At 35.5% G+C, this 17690-nt stretch carries 14 protein-coding genes and 5 tRNA genes; 1 reads left to right on the top strand and 18 read right to left on the bottom strand.

All coding sequences use genetic code 11. From position 1 onward, the window contains the following. Positions 1-311: 311 nt before the first annotated feature. Positions 312-1898: a peptide chain release factor 3 gene (locus KAOT1_RS21590; RefSeq protein WP_007097045.1), complete on the top strand. Its 1587-nt coding sequence runs from the start codon at positions 312-314 to the stop codon at positions 1896-1898. A gap of 325 nt (positions 1899-2223) precedes the next feature. Here KAOT1_RS21590 and KAOT1_RS21585 read toward each other — a convergent pair whose 3' ends face one another. The 18 genes from KAOT1_RS21585 to rpsU all read right to left on the bottom strand — a co-directional run bounded on the left by KAOT1_RS21585 (position 2224) and on the right by rpsU (position 17456). Beyond that, complete coding sequence (locus KAOT1_RS21585) at positions 2224-2532, bottom strand: DUF3467 domain-containing protein (protein ID WP_007097044.1); 309 nt, start codon at positions 2530-2532, stop codon at positions 2224-2226. A 3-nt stretch (positions 2533-2535) separates the two neighbouring features. Then, entirely contained in the window at positions 2536-6834 is a 4299-nt protein-coding gene (gene rpoC, locus KAOT1_RS21580) for a DNA-directed RNA polymerase subunit beta' (RefSeq protein WP_007097043.1), read from the bottom strand. Positions 6835-6904: 70 nt separating this feature from the next. After that, entirely contained in the window at positions 6905-10714 is a 3810-nt protein-coding gene (gene rpoB / locus KAOT1_RS21575; protein WP_007097042.1) for a DNA-directed RNA polymerase subunit beta, read from the bottom strand. A 124-nt stretch (positions 10715-10838) separates the two neighbouring features. Next, on the bottom strand, positions 10839-11213 hold the full coding sequence (gene rplL / locus KAOT1_RS21570; RefSeq protein ID WP_007097041.1) for a 50S ribosomal protein L7/L12: 375 nt from the start codon (positions 11211-11213) through the stop codon (positions 10839-10841). Between the two features lie 64 nt (positions 11214-11277). Next, positions 11278-11799, bottom strand: a complete 522-nt coding sequence (gene rplJ, locus KAOT1_RS21565) for a 50S ribosomal protein L10 (RefSeq protein WP_007097040.1) — start codon at positions 11797-11799, stop codon at positions 11278-11280. 22 nt (positions 11800-11821) lie between these two features. Then, positions 11822-12514 (bottom strand): 50S ribosomal protein L1, encoded by a 693-nt coding sequence (gene rplA, locus KAOT1_RS21560; protein WP_007097039.1) that lies wholly within the window; start codon positions 12512-12514, stop codon positions 11822-11824. A 13-nt stretch (positions 12515-12527) separates the two neighbouring features. After that, on the bottom strand, positions 12528-12965 hold the full coding sequence (gene rplK, locus KAOT1_RS21555; protein ID WP_007097038.1) for a 50S ribosomal protein L11: 438 nt from the start codon (positions 12963-12965) through the stop codon (positions 12528-12530). 76 nt (positions 12966-13041) lie between these two features. Then, positions 13042-13593, bottom strand: a complete 552-nt coding sequence (nusG, locus tag KAOT1_RS21550) for a transcription termination/antitermination protein NusG (RefSeq protein ID WP_007097037.1) — start codon at positions 13591-13593, stop codon at positions 13042-13044. Positions 13594-13619: 26 nt separating this feature from the next. Beyond that, positions 13620-13820 carry a preprotein translocase subunit SecE gene (gene secE / locus KAOT1_RS21545; RefSeq protein ID WP_007097036.1) on the bottom strand — a complete coding sequence of 67 codons (201 nt, stop codon included), beginning with the start codon at positions 13818-13820 and terminating at the stop codon, positions 13620-13622. A 16-nt stretch (positions 13821-13836) separates the two neighbouring features. Beyond that, a tRNA-Trp gene (locus KAOT1_RS21540) sits at positions 13837-13909 on the bottom strand. A gap of 64 nt (positions 13910-13973) precedes the next feature. Next, a complete protein-coding gene (tuf, locus tag KAOT1_RS21535) occupies positions 13974-15161 on the bottom strand; it encodes an elongation factor Tu (protein ID WP_007097035.1) in 1188 nt (395 codons plus the stop codon). A 57-nt stretch (positions 15162-15218) separates the two neighbouring features. Beyond that, positions 15219-15290 (bottom strand) — tRNA-Thr (locus tag KAOT1_RS21530). 13 nt (positions 15291-15303) lie between these two features. Further along, positions 15304-15376: transfer RNA gene (locus KAOT1_RS21525), tRNA-Gly, on the bottom strand. Between the two features lie 11 nt (positions 15377-15387). Continuing rightward, positions 15388-15469 (bottom strand) — tRNA-Tyr (locus KAOT1_RS21520). A 182-nt stretch (positions 15470-15651) separates the two neighbouring features. After that, a tRNA-Thr gene (locus tag KAOT1_RS21515) sits at positions 15652-15725 on the bottom strand. 94 nt (positions 15726-15819) lie between these two features. Beyond that, positions 15820-16119 (bottom strand): ribosome hibernation-promoting factor, HPF/YfiA family, encoded by a 300-nt coding sequence (gene hpf, locus KAOT1_RS21510; protein WP_040560218.1) that lies wholly within the window; start codon positions 16117-16119, stop codon positions 15820-15822. Between the two features lie 51 nt (positions 16120-16170). Then, the gene (locus KAOT1_RS21505) at positions 16171-17058 is read right to left on the bottom strand and encodes a tyrosine-type recombinase/integrase (protein ID WP_007097033.1); all 888 of its coding nucleotides are present in this window, start codon (positions 17056-17058) and stop codon (positions 16171-16173) included. A gap of 203 nt (positions 17059-17261) precedes the next feature. Beyond that, positions 17262-17456 carry a 30S ribosomal protein S21 gene (rpsU, locus tag KAOT1_RS21500; RefSeq protein WP_007097032.1) on the bottom strand — a complete coding sequence of 65 codons (195 nt, stop codon included), beginning with the start codon at positions 17454-17456 and terminating at the stop codon, positions 17262-17264. Positions 17457-17690 lie beyond the last annotated feature (234 nt).

Genomic DNA, 17690 nt, shown 5'->3' with positions numbered 1-17690 from the left:
TTAAAAGCAAAGCTATTTATTCCAAGTAATAGAGAACAATATATTAGTTCAAAATACTTTTAATTTAGTTGAAAAGTATTTTTCTTAAGTCTAACAGCGTTTATATAGCTTCTTTTCTCACAAAAAGTATTTAATACAAACGTAAAATAAATTTGTATATAAGTTTGTTACTAATAAGGGGCATACATATCTTGACTCCTCATTATAATTCCTTTTGAACTCAACTATCTTTAGATGATGTTTTCATACTTTTTATTCTTTCCATTTGATTAAAAAAACGGTACTTTTAGGTTTTATTTTAAATATTTCAAATGAGCATACAACAGGAAATTGATAAGCGACGTACTTTTGGTATTATTTCGCATCCAGATGCAGGTAAAACGACTCTTACAGAGAAGTTATTACTTTTTGGTGGAGCTATTCAGGAAGCAGGCGCGGTAAAGAATAATAAGATCAAAAAAGGAGCTACGAGTGATTTTATGGAGATTGAACGTCAGAGAGGAATTTCTGTAGCAACTTCCGTATTAGCATTTATTTATAAAGACAAGAAAATCAACATTTTAGACACACCAGGTCACAAGGATTTTGCTGAAGATACCTTCCGTACTTTAAGCGCTGTAGATAGCGTAATTGTCGTAATTGATGTTGCTAAAGGTGTGGAGGAACAAACGGAAAAATTGGTTGAAGTTTGTCGCATGCGAAAGATTCCTATTATTGTCTTTATTAATAAGTTAGATAGAGAAGGAAAAGATGCTTTTGATTTGTTGGATGAAGTGGAGCAAAAGTTAGGCTTACGCGTTACTCCTTTGAGTTTTCCTATTGGAATGGGATATGACTTTAAAGGAATTTATAATATTTGGGAAAAGAATATTAATTTATTTACAGGAGAAAATAAGCAAACAATTTCTGAAGCCATTCATTTTGAAGATGTTAACAATCCTGAATTGGAGAATTATATTGGAGAAACTGCAGCAGAAACGCTTCGTGAAGAACTAGAATTAGTATATGAGGTATATCCTGAATTTAATCGAGAAGCATATTTAAATAGTGAATTGCAACCTGTATTTTTTGGTTCAGCATTGAATAATTTTGGTGTTCGAGAATTGCTAAATTGTTTTGTTGAAATTGCACCAAGTCCGCTACCAAAAATGTCTGATGAACGTTTGGTTGAACCTAACGAGAATAAATTTTCTGGTTTTGTATTTAAGATTCACGCCAATATGGATCCAAAACACCGTGACCGTTTGGCATTTATAAAAATTGTCTCAGGAGTTTTTAAACGAAATACGCCATACCTGCATGTGCGATTGGATAAGAAGCTAAAATTTTCAAGTCCGAATGCATTTTTTGCTGAGAAAAAACAAATTGTAGACGAGTCTTTTCCTGGTGATATTGTAGGTTTGCACGATACAGGAAATTTTAAAATTGGAGATACTTTGACCGCAGGCGAAAAGCTAAATTATAAAGGAGTTCCTAGTTTTTCACCAGAGCATTTTAGATACATCAACAATGCTGACCCAATGAAATCCAAGCAGTTACGAAAAGGAATCAATCAATTGATGGATGAAGGAGTTGCACAATTGTTTACGCTAGATTTGAATGGACGGCAAATTATTGGAACCGTTGGAGCACTTCAATATGAGGTGATTCAGTACCGATTGGAACACGAATATGGCGCAAAGTGTTCGTATGAAAATTTAAATGTTCACAAGGCTTGTTGGGTAGAAGTTGAGAACGAAAAAGATCCTGAGTTTTTAGATTTTAAACGTGTAAAACAGAAATTTTTGGCACGTGATAAGGAAAATAAATTGGTGTTTTTGGCAGATTCTTCTTTTTCATTACAAATGACACAACAGAAATATCCGAATATAAAATTCCATTTTACAAGTGAGTTTTGAGGTGAAATTACATGATTAAATAATTGAAAGATTAAAAAATTATTTAATCAAAATCCATTTTAAAGATTTTTAAGAGCATTTATACACAAAAGACGTAAATTATACTTACGTCTTTTTTTTTGTGCTTTAAAATTAAGCTTTTGGAATTGTATTTTTCATTTCAATTACTATAATTTATTATATGTTTTAAAATTATAGATTTTTTAAATAGTTATATTATGTACGAATGATACGATTTTGTGCCTGGTTCAAAATGACGCTTTGATTTTTTTGACAAAATGTACCAAAACAAAAAACCCCAATTCGAAAATTGAGGTTTTTGTTTTTATGCTTCTCCCGTAGGTCCGAAATTCATCGGAATTGGAGCTTGTTCAAATTCTTTAATTTGTCCATGAGCTTTTTCAAAGCGATGTATGTTTTCACCTAATGCTTTCATTAATCGTTTGGCATGTTGTGGTGTTAACACAATTCTAGATTTCACTTTTGCCTTTGGTCTCCCTGGCATGATGTTTACAAAATCTACTACAAATTCAGTCGCTGAGTGATTGATAATGGCAAGATTAGAATATGTTCCTTCTGCAATTGCTTCATCCAACTCAATATTGATTTGCTTTTCGTTTGCTTTGTCGTTCATGTATTAAAAGTTTATTTCATGCTTTGCCGCCATGATTTCATTGTATTCTTCTTTCGAACCTACAATAATATCATCGTACTTACGCATTCCTGTCCCCGCTGGTATTTTATGCCCAACAATTACATTTTCTTTTAATCCTTCTAATGAATCTACTTTACCGCTTACAGCTGCTTCATTCAGTACTTTTGTAGTTTCCTGGAACGATGCCGCAGAGATAAATGATTTTGTCTGTAATGACGCTCTTGTAATACCTTGTAAGATTGGTGTTGCCGTTGCTGGCACTACGTCTCTTGCAGTTACAAGTTGCTTATCAGCTCTTCTTAAAAGCGAGTTTTCATCTCTCAATTCTCTTGGAGAAACAATTTGTCCTGCTTTAAAGTTTTCCGATTCACCTGCATCTTCTATTACTTTTTGACCGTAAAGATTGTCATTTTCTCTGATGAAATCTGACTTATGAATTAATTGGTTTTCTAAGAAAATAGTATCTCCTGGATCTCCAATTCTTACTTTACGCATCATTTGACGTACAATTACCTCAAAGTGCTTGTCATTAATTTTTACACCTTGTAAACGATATACTTCTTGTACTTCATTTACCAAATACTGTTGTACCGCAGAAGGTCCTTTGATATTTAAGATGTCATTTGGCGTGATAGAACCATCTGAAAGTGGCATTCCTGCTCTTACATAATCGTTCTCTTGCACTAAGATTTGGTTAGAAAGTTTAACTAAATACTTTCTGATATCTCCAAATTTAGATTCTACAATAATCTCACGGTTACCTCTTTTAATTTTACCAAAAGAAACAACACCATCAATCTCAGATACAACTGCTGGATTTGAAGGATTACGTGCTTCAAATAATTCTGTTACACGTGGTAAACCTCCTGTAATATCTCCAGATTTTGCAGATGTACGAGGTATTTTTACTAAAATCTTACCAACTTTAATCTTTTCATTATCATCTACCATTAAGTGAGAACCTACTGGTAAGTTGTAAGAACGTTGAATTTCTCCTTTACTGTTTAAGATATGAAGTGTTGGAATTAATTTTTTGTTTCTAGATTCAGAAATTACCTTTTCTTGGAAACCAGTTTGTTCATCAATTTCTACTTGATATGTAACTCCTTGTTCTACATTTTCGTATTGAATTTTTCCTGCAAATTCAGAAATAATTACACCGTTATATGCATCCCATTTACAGATATCCTGTCCTTTTTCAATCTTATCTCCATTTTTCACAAAGATAGATGAACCATAAGGAATGTTATTTGTACTTAACGTAATTCCTGTTTTCTTATCGATAATTTTAATTTCAGATGTACGAGAAATTACAATATCTGCCATATTTTCATCTGAATCTTCACCTTGAACAGTTTTTAATTCTTCAATTTCTGCAATACCTGAAAATTTAGCTTTCAATGTATTTTCATCAGAAATACTCGATGCAACACCTCCCATGTGGAATGTACGTAGTGTTAACTGTGTACCAGGCTCTCCAATTGACTGTGCAGCAACAACTCCAACAGCTTCTCCAATTTGAACCATTTTGTTGGTAGAAAGGTTACGACCGTAACACTTAGCACAAATTCCTTTAGGAGCTTCACACGTAAGTGGCGATCTTACTTCTACAGTTTCTACCGGTGAATCTTCAATAAGTTGTGCAATTTCTTCTGAGATTTCCTGTCCAGCTTCAACAATTAATTCTTCCGTTAATGGGTTGTATACATCGTGTAAAGAAACTCTACCTAAGATACGTTCTTTTAGTTTCTCTACTACATCTTCATTTTTCTTTAATGCTGTAACTTCAACACCTCTTAGTGTTTCACAATCATGAATGTTTACAATTACATCTTGCGAAACGTCTACTAAACGACGTGTTAAGTATCCTGCATCGGCAGTTTTTAAGGCGGTATCTGCAAGACCTTTACGAGCACCGTGCGTAGAGATAAAGTATTCTAAGATCGATAATCCTTCTTTAAAGTTAGAAAGAATCGGGTTTTCAATAATTTCTCCACCACCTGCTGTCGATTTTTTCGGCTTTGCCATTAATCCACGCATACCGGTTAACTGACGAATTTGCTCTTTCGAACCACGTGCTCCAGAGTCAAGCATCATATACACAGAGTTAAATCCTTGTTGATCTTCACTAATGTGCTTCATTGATAATTCCGTCAAGTTGGCATTGGTATTTGTCCAAATGTCAATTACCTGATTGTAACGTTCATTGTTGGTGATTAATCCCATGTTATAGTTCATGGTAATTCCATCAACTTTTCCATTGGCTTCATCAATCAATTTTTGCTTTTCTTCAGGAATGATGATATCACCTAAACTGAATGATAATCCACCTCTAAAGGCAAATCCATATCCAAGACTTTTGATTTCATCTAAGAAATTCGACGTTGTTGGAATGTCAGTCACTTGTAAGATCTTACCAATGATATTACGTAACGATTTTTTCGTCAATACTTCATTGATAAATCCTGCTTGTGGCGGTACTTTTTCATTGAAAAGTACACGTCCAACAGTCGTTTCTATAATTTGAGTAACTAATTCTCCTTCTTCATTAAAGTCTTTCGCTCTAATTTTGATAGAAGCATTTAATTCTACTTTCTTTTCATTGTAAGCCATTACTACTTCATCAGCAGAGTAGAACGTTAAACCTTCTCCCACAATTTTCTTTTCTGGAGTAGATTTACGCAACTTCGTCATATAGTATAAACCTAATACCATATCCTGAGAAGGTACTGTAATTGGCGAACCATTTGCAGGGTTCAGAATGTTCTGTGAAGCCAACATTAATAGCTGTGCTTCTAAGATTGCTTCTGGTCCTAATGGTAAGTGCACCGCCATTTGGTCACCATCAAAATCGGCGTTGAATGCCGTACACGCTAATGGGTGTAATTGAATCGCTTTTCCTTCAATAAGTTTTGGCTGAAATGCCTGAATACCTAATCGGTGAAGCGTTGGCGCACGGTTTAGCAATACAGGATGTCCTTTAATTACGTTATCCAAGATATCCCAAACTACTGGCTCTTTTTTGTCTATAATTTTCTTTGCAGATTTTACAGTTTTTACAATACCTCTTTCAATTAATTTACGAATTACAAAAGGTTTGTATAATTCTGCTGCCATATTTTTAGGCAATCCACATTCGTATAATTTTAATTCTGGACCAACCACAATTACCGAACGAGCAGAGTAATCCACACGTTTTCCAAGTAAGTTTTGACGGAAACGTCCTTGCTTACCTTTTAAGGAATCAGATAATGATTTTAATGGTCTGTTAGAATCTGTTTTTACGGCTGATGATTTACGCGTATTATCAAATAATGAATCTACAGATTCCTGAAGCATACGCTTCTCGTTACGTAAGATTACTTCTGGAGCTTTGATCTCCATTAATCTTTTTAAACGGTTATTTCTGATGATTACTCTACGGTATAAATCATTTAAATCAGACGTTGCAAAACGACCACCATCTAATGGTACTAACGGACGTAATTCTGGTGGAATTACAGGAACAACCTTCATAATCATCCACTCTGGGCGATTTTCACGGTTTTTGTTCGCGTCACGTAACGATTCAACAACTTGTAAACGTTTTAATGCTTCCGTTTTACGTTGTTTAGATGTTTCGTTGTTTGCTTTGTGTCTTAGGTCGAATGATAACTGATCTAAATCAATTCTTGACAATAGTTCAATTAAACATTCTGCTCCCATCTTAGCGATAAACTTGTTAGGGTCAGTATCGTCTAAGTATAGGTTTTCTTGCGGAAGCGATTCTAGAATATTTAAGTATTCTTCTTCCGTAAGGAAATCCATTTTTTGAACTGGCTCACCAGCTTCGTTTTTAGCATCACCAGGCTGAATTACTACGTAACGTTCGTAGTAAATAATCATGTCTAATTTCTTAGAAGGTAATCCTAAAAGGTATCCTATTTTGTTTGGTAAAGAACGGAAATACCATATGTGCGCTACTGGCACTACCAAGTTGATATGACCAACACGATCTCTACGTACTTTCTTTTCTGTTACTTCAACACCACATCTATCACAAACGATTCCTTTGTAGCGAATTCTCTTGTATTTACCACAAGCACATTCGTAATCCTTTACAGGTCCAAAGATACGCTCACAGAATAATCCGTCACGCTCTGGTTTGTGTGTACGATAGTTAATTGTTTCAGGTTTTAACACTTCTCCTTTTGAAGCTGCTAAAATAGACTCCGGAGAGGCTAAACCTATTGAGATTTTATTAAATCTCTTTACAGTATTCTTATCTTTATTTCTTGCCATACTAATGGTTGATAATGAATTATGTGTAATTGTTGTAGCCGTGCAACCATAGGTTACACGGCATTTTAATTTATTCCTCTAATCTGATGTCTAATCCAAGACCTTTCAATTCATGCATTAATACATTGAATGATTCTGGTAGTCCTGGTTCTGGCATTGGCTCACCTTTTACGATTGATTCGTATGTTTTGGCTCTACCAATTACGTCATCCGATTTTACAGTCAATATTTCTCTTAGTGTACTAGATGCACCATATGCTTCTAATGCCCAAACTTCCATTTCTCCAAAACGCTGTCCTCCAAATTGTGCTTTACCACCTAATGGTTGCTGCGTAATTAATGAGTATGGTCCTATAGAACGTGCGTGCATTTTATCATCTACCATGTGACCAAGTTTCAACATGTAGATAATACCTACTGTTGCTGGCTGGTCAAAACGTTCTCCTGTTCCACCATCATAAAGATATGTATGTCCAAATCTTGGAACTCCAGCTTCATCAGTGATTTCATTAATCTGATCTAAAGAAGCACCATCAAAGATTGGCGTTGCATATTTTTTATCTAGTTTTTCTCCTGCCCATCCTAATACGGTTTCGTAAATCTGACCAATATTCATACGAGAAGGTACACCTAATGGATTTAGTACAATATCAACTGGCGTTCCATCTTCTAAGAATGGCATGTCTTCTTGACGAACAATACGTGCAACGATACCTTTGTTACCGTGACGTCCTGCCATCTTATCACCTACTTTTAGTTTACGCTTTTTAGCGATGTATACTTTGGCAAGTTTTAAGATTCCTGCTGGTAATTCGTCTCCAACTGAAATCGTAAATTTATCTCTCCTTAATGCTCCTTGAAGGTCATTAAGTTTAATTTTATAGTTGTGTACTAAATCGGCAACGGCTCTATTTGTATCATCATCTGTAGTCCAAGTTCCACCAGTTAAATGTGCGTAGTCTTCGACAGCATTTAACATTTTTAGTGTAAACTTCTTTCCTTTTGGCAATACTTCTTCTCCAAGATCATTTTGAACTCCTTGAGAAGTTTTTCCGTTTACGATTGTAAATAATTTTTCGATTAATACACCTCTCAATTCTTCAAATTTGGTAGCGTATTCCAATTCTAAAGTTGCGATTTCCTCTTTGTCTTTAGCTCTTTTACGCTTGTCTTTGATTGCTCTTGAGAATAATTTTTTATTAATTACAACTCCGTGTAATGATGGAGACGCTTTTAAGGAAGCATCTTTTACATCACCTGCTTTATCTCCGAAGATTGCACGTAATAATTTTTCTTCTGGTGTAGGATCTGATTCTCCTTTTGGTGTAATTTTACCAATAAGAATATCGCCAGGTTTTACTTCAGCACCAATACGAATCATTCCGTTTTCATCTAAGTCTTTTGTAGCTTCTTCTGAAACGTTTGGAATGTCATTGGTTAATTCTTCAGCTCCTAACTTCGTATCTCTTACATCCATTGAATATTCATCAATATGAATAGACGTAAAGATATCTTCACGAACTACTTTTTCAGAGATTACAATTGCATCCTCAAAGTTGTATCCTTTCCAAGGCATGAAGGCAACTTTCATGTTACGTCCAAGTGCCAATTCACCTTTTTGAGTTGCATATCCTTCACAAAGTACTTGTCCTTTTTTCACTCTATCGCCGCGTCTTACGATTGGCTTTAAGTTGATGGATGTACTTTGGTTCGTTTTACGGAATTTGATAAGGTTGTATGTTTTTGAATCTCCATCAAAACTTACCAATCTTTCATCATCCGTACGATCGTACTTGATGGTAATTTTGTTTGCATCTACATATTCTACCAATCCGTCTCCTTCAGCATTTACCAATACTCTAGAGTCAGAAGCAACTTGACGTTCTAATCCTGTTCCTACGATTGGAGATTGCGGACGTAATAATGGTACTGCCTGACGCATCATGTTTGATCCCATCAATGCACGGTTGGCATCATCATGCTCCAAGAATGGAATTAACGATGCAGAGATTGATGCGATTTGGTTTGGCGCGACATCTGTATATTGTATTTCTGAAGGATTTACTACTGGGAAATCTCCTTCTTCACGTGCAATTACTTTTTCAACATTGATGGTACCATCTTCTTTTAATGGAATGTTTGCTTGTGCAATTTTCATTCCTTCTTCTTCTTCAGCACTTAAGTACGCAAACTTTTCAATATCTACTTTTCCGTTTTCTACCTTACGATAAGGCGTTTCTAGGAATCCCATAGAGTTCACTTTTGCGAATACTCCAAGAGAAGATATTAATCCAATGTTTGGTCCTTCTGGTGTTTCAATAGGACATAAACGTCCGTAATGTGTATAGTGAACGTCACGCACCTCAAAACCTGCTCTTTCACGAGAAAGACCTCCAGGTCCTAATGCTGATAGACGACGCTTGTGTGTAATTTCGGCTAATGGATTTGTTTGATCCATAAACTGCGACAACTGATTCGTTCCGAAGAAAGAATTAATTACAGATGATAAGGTTTTTGCATTAATCAAATCGATTGGTGTAAATACCTCGTTATCTCTAACGTTCATTCGCTCACGAATAGTTCTTGCCATACGTGCAAGACCAACACCAAATTGTTGTGCTAATTGTTCACCTACTGTACGAACACGTCTGTTAGATAAGTGATCGATATCATCAATTTCAGCTTTTGAGTTGATTAACTCAATTAAGTATTTGATGATAGTGATAATATCTTCTTTGGTTAAGACTTGCTTATCCATGTCGATATTTAATCCTAACTTTTTGTTCATACGGTAACGACCTACTCCACCAAGGTTGTAACGTTGGTCAGAGAAGAATAGTTTATCGATGATACCACGAGCAGTTTCCTCATCTGGCGGTTCTGCATTACGAAGTTGACGATAAATATGCTCTACAGCTTCTTTTTCAGAGTTTGTAGGGTCTTTTTGTAATGTATTATGGATAATCGCGTAATCACCAGCTTGGTTTTCTTCTTTGTGTAAAAGAATTGTTTTTACACCAGCTTCCACGATTTCTTCAATGTGTTCTTTTTCTAAGATTGTATCACGATCCAAAACGATTTCGTTACGTTCGATTGATACTACTTCTCCTGTATCTTCATCTACGAAGTCTTCATGCCATGTATTTAATACACGTGCTGCTAACTTGCGACCAAGTACTTTTTTCAGTCCACTTTTAGATACTTTTACTTCTTCCGCAAGGTCAAATATCTCAAGGATATCTTTATCGCTTTCAAAACCAATAGCTCTAAATAGTGTCGTTACAGGTAATTTTTTCTTTCTATCAATATATGCATACATTACACTATTGATATCTGTTGCAAATTCTATCCAAGAACCTTTAAAAGGAATTACTCTGGCAGAATACAACTTAGTTCCATTTGCATGGAAAGATTGTCCAAAAAATACTCCTGGCGAACGGTGTAATTGAGAAACTACTACACGTTCAGCTCCGTTAATACAGAACGTTCCACTTGGAGTCATGTAAGGGATAGTTCCTAAGTATACATCTTGTACAATTGTTTCAAAGTCTTCATGCTCTGGATCGGTACAGTATAGTTTTAAACGTGCTTTTAGTGGCACACTATATGTTAATCCTCTTTCAATACATTCTTGAATATTGTATCTCGGTGGGTCGACGAAGTAATCAAGAAATTCTAATACGAATTGATTACGAGTGTCTGTAATTGGAAAGTTTTCTTGGAAGGTATTGTATAATCCTTCTTCGCCACGCTCTTCTGACTTCGTTTCTAATTGAAAGAAATCTTGAAACGATTTGATCTGAATATCTAGAAAATCTGGATAATCAGGTGTGTGTTTTGCCGAGGCGAAATTTAATCTTTCAGTCTGATTTGTGAACATCAATGGACAATATTATGATTAAAATAAAATAAAATAAAACGTATTCACGCTTATATACACAAAAGGGTTTAGGTCTGAGGGACGTTCCCAAAGACCTAAACCAAGTTTTTATAGCTTGGTAAGCTTACTTAAGCTCAACCTCTGCTCCTGCTTCTTCTAAAGATGCTTTAAGACCTTCAGCCTCGTCTTTAGATACTCCTTCTTTGATTGGAGCTGGTGCTGAATCAACAATTCCTTTAGCGTCTTTAAGACCTAACCCTGTTAATTCTTTTACTAATTTAACTACTGCTAATTTAGATCCACCTGCAGCTTTTAAGATAACGTCAAACTCAGTTTGCTCGTCTCCAGCGTCTGCATCTCCAGGTGCAGCAGGTCCTACAGCAACAGCTGCAGCAGCTGGCTCAATACCGTACTCATCTTTTAATATATCAGCCAATTCATTAACTTCTTTTACAGTTAAATTAACTAATTGTTCTGCGAATTCTTTTAAATCTGCCATTTTCTATCGTTTTAAAATAATGTTTTTGTTAAATATTTGTTTTGTTAAGTGCGTACTTTTTGAATTATCTTTCAGATAATGTTTTTAAGATACCTGCAAGTTTTCCTCCTCCAGATTGAAGAGCAGAAACAACGTTCTTAGCAGGAGATTGTAATAATCCAACAATTTCTCCAATAAGCTCTTCTCTAGATTTGATATTAACTAAGGCTTCTAATTGATCGTCTCCTACGAATACAGCTGTTTCAATGAAAGCACCTTTTAAGATTGGCTTTTCAGCTTTTCTTTTCTTTCTGAATTCTTTGATAAGCTTTGCAGGAGCGTTTCCTGTTTCTGAAAGCATTAATGAAGTGTTTCCTTTTAATACTTCAGGAAGATCACCAAAATCCTTGTCAGAAGCTTCCATTGCTTTAGCTAGCAATGTATTCTTGATTACTGCAAGTTTGATATTTTCTTTGAAACAAGCTCGCCTTAAAGCTGATGTAGTTTCAGCATTCAAACCTGAGATGTCAGTCAAGTAAATATTTGTATTGTCAGCTAACTGTGCAGTTAATTCTTCTATTACTACTGATTTTTCTTCTTTAGTCATGATAAAAATCTTTTTTAACTACCTATGCAATTGTTTTTGGATCAACAGCTACACTTGGGCTCATGGTACTAGACATGTAAATACTTTTGATGTATGTACCTTTTGCCGCAGTTGGCTTTAATTTGATTAATGTTTGTAATAATTCAGTGGCATTGCCTTGAATTTTCTCTGGAGAGAATGAAGACTTACCAATTGCTGCATGAACGATTCCTGTTTTATCAACTTTAAAGTCAATTTTACCAGCTTTCACTTCAGCTACAGCTTTAGCAACATCCATTGTTACTGTTCCAGTTTTTGGGTTTGGCATTAAACCTCTTGGTCCTAAAATTCTACCTAAAGGTCCTAATTTACCCATTACACTTGGCATAGTGATAATGACATCAACATCTGTCCATCCTCCTTTAATTTTTTGAAGGTATTCATCTAATCCAACATAATCAGCACCTGCTTCTTTTGCTTCTGCTTCTTTATCTGGAGTTACTAATGCTAAAACTTTTACGTCTTTTCCTGTTCCGTGAGGTAATGTTACAACACCTCTCACCATTTGATTTGCTTTACGTGGGTCAACACCTAATCTTACAGCAAGATCTACAGACGCATCAAATTTTACATTTGTTATTTCTTTCACTAAGCTTGACGCCTCTGCAACAGAATATAATTTATTCTTGTCAACTTTAGCTAAAGCTTCTTTTTGCTTTTTTGTTACTCGTGCCATTTGTTCTTACGATTTAAAAAGGTTTATCTCCTGATACTGTTAATCCCATAGATCTTGCAGTACCTGCAACCATACTCATTGCTGACTCAACTGTAAATGCATTTAAATCTTGCATTTTGTCTTCAGCAATTGCTTTTACTTGTTCCCAAGTAACGCTTGCTACCTTTTTACGGTTTGGTTCTCCCGATCCTTTTTTAATCTTTGCCGCTTCCAATAGCTGAACTGCCGCTGGCGCTGTTTTCACTACAAATTCAAAAGACTTGTCTTTGTATACAGAAATAACAACTGGAACTACCTTACCTTGTTTATCTTGTGTTCTAGCATTAAACTGCTTACAGAACTCCATGATATTAACACCGGCAGCACCTAAAGCGGGTCCAACCGGTGGCGACGGATTCGCTGCACCTCCCCTAACTTGTAGCTTAACTACTTTACTTAATTCTTTTGCCATTTTCTTGTTTTAAATTTTGCAACGTTTTTTTGTTTGGAAGCTAAAAAACGCTACTTGAATATATAATGTGTAACAATTATATTTTTTCTACTTGCATGTAACTTAGCTCTAGCGGTGTTTTTCTACCAAAGATTTTCACCATTACTTCTAACTTACGTTTTTCTTCATTTATCTTTTCAACAGATCCATTGAAGCCGTTGAAAGGACCATCAATTACTTTTACTGTTTCTCCAAGTGTGAAAGGAATTACAACATTATCAGTTTTTACTGACAATTCATCAACCTTTCCTAACATTCTATTTACTTCAGATTGTCTTAGCGGCACAGGATCTCCTCCTTTAACTTCTCCTAAGAAACCTATCACATTGGTAACAGATTTTATAACGTGCGTTACTTCTCCAGCAATATTAGCTTTAATCATAATATACCCTGGAAAGTACACTCTTTCTTTGTTTATTTTTTTTCCATTACGAATTTGGATTACTTTTTCTGTTGGAACTAATACTTCTTCCACATAGTCTTCTAATCCTAATCTAGTAATTTCGCTTTCGATATACGCTTTTACTTTATTTTCCTGTCCGCTGACAGCTCTCACAACATACCATTTCTTTACATTAGAATCCGCCATAATAAGTATAATTTTAGAGAGTGAATTTATTTACCTAGTACTATATCATAAACATATCCCAATGCTTCAGAAAACACCGTATCAACTCCCCAAATTGCTAATGAGAAGATAATTGAAAACACAGCCACAATAATTGTAAGACGTTGCGCTTCAGCCCAAGGTGTCCAAGTGACATTAGTTCTCAATTCTTCGAAAGATTCTTTTACGTAATTTACTATACCAGCCATATTGCGATGTTATTAGCACGGGTTGAGAGGCTCGAACTCCCGACACCTGGTTTTGGAGACCAGTGCTCTACCAACTGAGCTAAACCCGTATTTCATAAAAAGGCGTCCCGAAATAAACGGGACACCTCTCTTGTTATATTAATCTGTTGTAGATTATTCTAAAATTTCAGTTACCTGACCTGCACCAACAGTTCTACCACCTTCACGAATCGCAAAACGTAATCCAACGTTCATTGCAATTGTACTGATAAGATCAACAGTAATTGTTAAGTTATCTCCTGGCATTACCATTTCAACACCTTCTGGCAAGTTGATAGTTCCTGTAACATCCGTAGTACGAACGTAGAACTGAGGACGGTAGTTATTGTGGAATGGAGTGTGACGCCCACCTTCTTCTTTTTTCAATACGTACACCTCAGCTTTGAACTTTTTGTGTGGAGTTACAGAACCTGGCTTACAGATCACCATACCTCTTTTGATTTCAGTCTTTTCAATACCTCTTAATAAGATACCTACGTTATCTCCAGCTTCACCTCTATCAAGGATTTTACGGAACATCTCAACTCCTGTAATTGTAGAAGTTAATTTTTCAGCTCCCATTCCAATGATATCTACAGCATCACCTGTGTTAGCTACACCAGTTTCAATACGACCTGTTGCAACAGTACCACGACCTGTAATTGAGAATACATCTTCGATAGGCATTAAGAAATCTTTATCAACATCTCTTTTTGGTAATTCAATCCAGTTATCAACAGCTTCCATTAATTCTAATACTGTATCAACCCATTGCTTTTCACCATTTAAAGCTCCCAAAGCAGATCCTTGGATAACTGGCCCGTTATCTCCATCATAGTCGTAGAAAGAAAGTAAATCTCTTACTTCCATATCAACAAGCTCTAATAATTCTTCATCATCTACCATATCACATTTGTTCAAGAATACTACAATTCTTGGAACTCCAACCTGACGTCCTAATAAGATGTGCTCACGTGTTTGTGGCATTGGTCCATCTGTAGCAGCAACTACTAAGATAGCACCATCCATTTGAGCAGCTCCTGTTACCATATTCTTTACGTAATCGGCGTGACCTGGACAGTCAACGTGTGCGTAGTGACGGTTTGCAGTTTGATACTCAACGTGAGATGTATTAATTGTAATACCTCTTTCTTTTTCTTCAGGAGCGTTATCGATTGTATCGAAATCTCTTGCTTCAGAAAGACCAGCATCAGCTAATACTTTTGTAATAGCAGCTGTTAAAGTAGTTTTACCGTGATCTACGTGTCCAATAGTACCAATATTTAAGTGCGGTTTGGAACGATCAAAAGTTTCCTTTGCCATGATTTAATAATTTTTTAATCTTAGTTATATATTAGTGTTCAATTTATACATTCTATGAGCCAATGACGGGATTTGAACCCGTGGCCTCTTCCTTACCAAGGAAACGCTCTACCCCTGAGCTACACCGGCAAGAAATATATAGAGCGAGAGACCGGGTTCGAACCGGCGACATTCAGCTTGGAAGGCTGACGCTCTACCAACTGAGCTACTCTCGCTTTTATTTTAGTGGGGAGAGCAGGATTCGAACCTGCGAAGACATAGTCAGCAGATTTACAGTCTGCCCTCGTTGGCCGCTTGAGTATCTCCCCAATAAAAAATCAATATTTCAAACTTTTTAAAGCAAACATCAAGAGTTTTTACATTTCTTGATTTGTTTTTGCTTTTTGAGCCGATGGAGGGACTTCCTTCGGCTGCGCTCAGGATAAACTTCTCGCCCCTGTTGCTACAAACATACATTTTTCACAACTCCTGAAACACTTTACTTTTTTTGAGCCGATGGAGGGACTCGAACCCACGACCTGCTGATTACAAATCAGCTGCTCTAGCCAGCTGAGCTACATCGGCTTTTGCTCATAAAAAAAGCCCGCTATTTCTAACGGACTGCAAATGTAGAGATTATTTTTTTTAATCAAAACAATTTTTGAAAATTTTTTACTTATCAATGTGCTCTTACTTTTTCTTTTCTTTTTAGCAGTACTCTTTGTAATGTACTTGTTGCTTCGTCAACGGCTTCTTCAAAGGTTTTACATTGTTTTTTTACCATGATGTCATCACCAGGAATATTAACCCTTATTTCTGCAATTTTATTTTCTTTTGCACTTGTGTTTTCTACTTTTAGATATACATCAGCATCAATTACTTTATCATAGTAGTTTTCGAGTTTATCCATTTTTCTTTGAATGAAATCTACTAATTTACGATCTACCGTAAAGTTCACGGACTGCATGTTTACTTTCATACGCTGCATTTTTAAAGGTTATATTTTAGGTTTTGCTGCTTTTTTGAAAGATTACTTTTTGTTTCTAGGGTGTGCTTTTGCATATACATTTTTTAATTCAGCTAAACTGTTGTGTGTATATACTTGGGTTGAAGCAAGGCTAGCATGACCAAGTAATTCTTTGACAGCATTTAAGTCTGCACCTTGGTTTAGTAAGTGAGTTGCAAATGTGTGTCTGAGCATATGCGGACTCTTTTTTACTTTTGTAGATGCTATACTAAAATAATCATTTATTAAACGATATACAAGGTTCGAGTAGATTTTATTTCCTTTTGCCGTTAAAAATAATTCTTCTTTTTTTTGATTGTCAATTTGCTTTCTATGTAAAATGTATTCTTTTAATTGAGCTTCAAGTTTTTGTAATAATGGAACAATGCGCTCTTTGTTTCTTTTACCTAATATTCGAATTGTTTTTGCCGTGTAATCGATATCAGATTGTTTTAGATTGATGAGTTCACTACGACGCATTCCGGTAGCGTAAAACATTTCTATGATGGTTTTGTTACGCACACCTTCGAAATCATTTTTAAATTCAACAGCATTTAATACTATATCCATTTCTTTTTGTGAGAATGGCACTTGTACTTTTTTTGCGGTTTTGAGTGCTTTGTGTTTTGCTAGCGGACTTGCTTCGATTTGTTTTGTTTTAAGCAAGTATTTGTAATAAGTTTTGAGTGAAGATATTTTCCGATTGATCGTAGCATTTTGCAAACCTTTTTCTACTAAGGAAACTATCCAATTACGAATTTGCACATAGTGTACGTTTATAATACTATCGTCTTCATATTCTTTTTTACAAAATTCAGCAAACGAGCGTAAATCTTTTTCGTAAGCTGTGACAGTATGCTCCGAATAGTTTTTTTCGAGTTTTAGATATTCTGTAAATGTTGTAAAGGGCATTTTGGGTTTTAGGTTTTGTATCTCGACTACGCTTGATATGTCAGGTTTTAGGTTAAGTTGTTTGTAGATTCTTAAGAAATTTACTAATATTTAATATCCAAAACCTAGTTAAAGTTAGTGAAGTTGTTTGGGAGATGAAAGTTTTATGCACAAAAAAAGGCTTCCGTATTGGAAACCTTTTTTTATTTTGCTGAGAGCGTTGCTTAGATTTCTTCTTGATCTCTAAGGCGCTGGATGTATTGCGCTTTTTGAATTTGCGCTCTACGAGCTACTGATGGCTTTGTGAAATGCTTTCTTGCTCTAAGTTGACGCATTCCTCCTGTACGATCAAATTTTCTTTTGAAACGTTTCAGCGCTCTGTCTATATTTTCTCCTTCTTTTACTGGTATAATTAACATAGTACTTAACCTCCTCTCTTTTAGATTTTGTGGCTGCAAATATACAGACTATTTTTTAATTTCAAATAGTTTCTTGCTTTTTTTGCATTAGCGATAGAGGTGGCATCCTTTTTTGTTTTGCAACGTCATTACGAGGAGTTTGCGACGAAGTAATCTGCTTTTATTTAAGCAGATTGCTACTACAAATTAGAAATTTGTCTGGCAATGACAGCGTTTTAAAAAAAGATATAGCCG

The organism is Kordia algicida OT-1 (assembly GCF_000154725.1).
Taxonomy (GTDB): Bacteria; Bacteroidota; Bacteroidia; order Flavobacteriales; family Flavobacteriaceae; genus Kordia; species Kordia algicida.
This window is presented reverse-complemented; position numbering and strand designations above follow the sequence as displayed.

What these genes read in the sequence shown, in the direction of transcription:
- KAOT1_RS21590 (WP_007097045.1), top strand. Translation starts at nt 312, where the DNA reads ATGAGCATACAACAGGAAATTGATAAGCGACGTACTTTTGGTATTATT.
- KAOT1_RS21585 (WP_007097044.1), bottom strand. Translation starts at nt 2,532, where the DNA reads ATGAACGACAAAGCAAACGAAAAGCAAATCAATATTGAGTTGGATGAA.
- rpoC (WP_007097043.1), bottom strand. Translation starts at nt 6,834, where the DNA reads ATGGCAAGAAATAAAGATAAGAATACTGTAAAGAGATTTAATAAAATC.
- rpoB (WP_007097042.1), bottom strand. Translation starts at nt 10,714, where the DNA reads ATGTTCACAAATCAGACTGAAAGATTAAATTTCGCCTCGGCAAAACAC.
- rplL (WP_007097041.1), bottom strand. Translation starts at nt 11,213, where the DNA reads ATGGCAGATTTAAAAGAATTCGCAGAACAATTAGTTAATTTAACTGTA.
- rplJ (WP_007097040.1), bottom strand. Translation starts at nt 11,799, where the DNA reads ATGACTAAAGAAGAAAAATCAGTAGTAATAGAAGAATTAACTGCACAG.
- rplA (WP_007097039.1), bottom strand. Translation starts at nt 12,514, where the DNA reads ATGGCACGAGTAACAAAAAAGCAAAAAGAAGCTTTAGCTAAAGTTGAC.
- rplK (WP_007097038.1), bottom strand. Translation starts at nt 12,965, where the DNA reads ATGGCAAAAGAATTAAGTAAAGTAGTTAAGCTACAAGTTAGGGGAGGT.
- nusG (WP_007097037.1), bottom strand. Translation starts at nt 13,593, where the DNA reads ATGGCGGATTCTAATGTAAAGAAATGGTATGTTGTGAGAGCTGTCAGC.
- secE (WP_007097036.1), bottom strand. Translation starts at nt 13,820, where the DNA reads ATGGCTGGTATAGTAAATTACGTAAAAGAATCTTTCGAAGAATTGAGA.
- tuf (WP_007097035.1), bottom strand. Translation starts at nt 15,161, where the DNA reads ATGGCAAAGGAAACTTTTGATCGTTCCAAACCGCACTTAAATATTGGT.
- hpf (WP_040560218.1), bottom strand. Translation starts at nt 16,119, where the DNA reads ATGAAAGTAAACATGCAGTCCGTGAACTTTACGGTAGATCGTAAATTA.
- KAOT1_RS21505 (WP_007097033.1), bottom strand. Translation starts at nt 17,058, where the DNA reads ATGCCCTTTACAACATTTACAGAATATCTAAAACTCGAAAAAAACTAT.
- rpsU (WP_007097032.1), bottom strand. Translation starts at nt 17,456, where the DNA reads ATGTTAATTATACCAGTAAAAGAAGGAGAAAATATAGACAGAGCGCTG.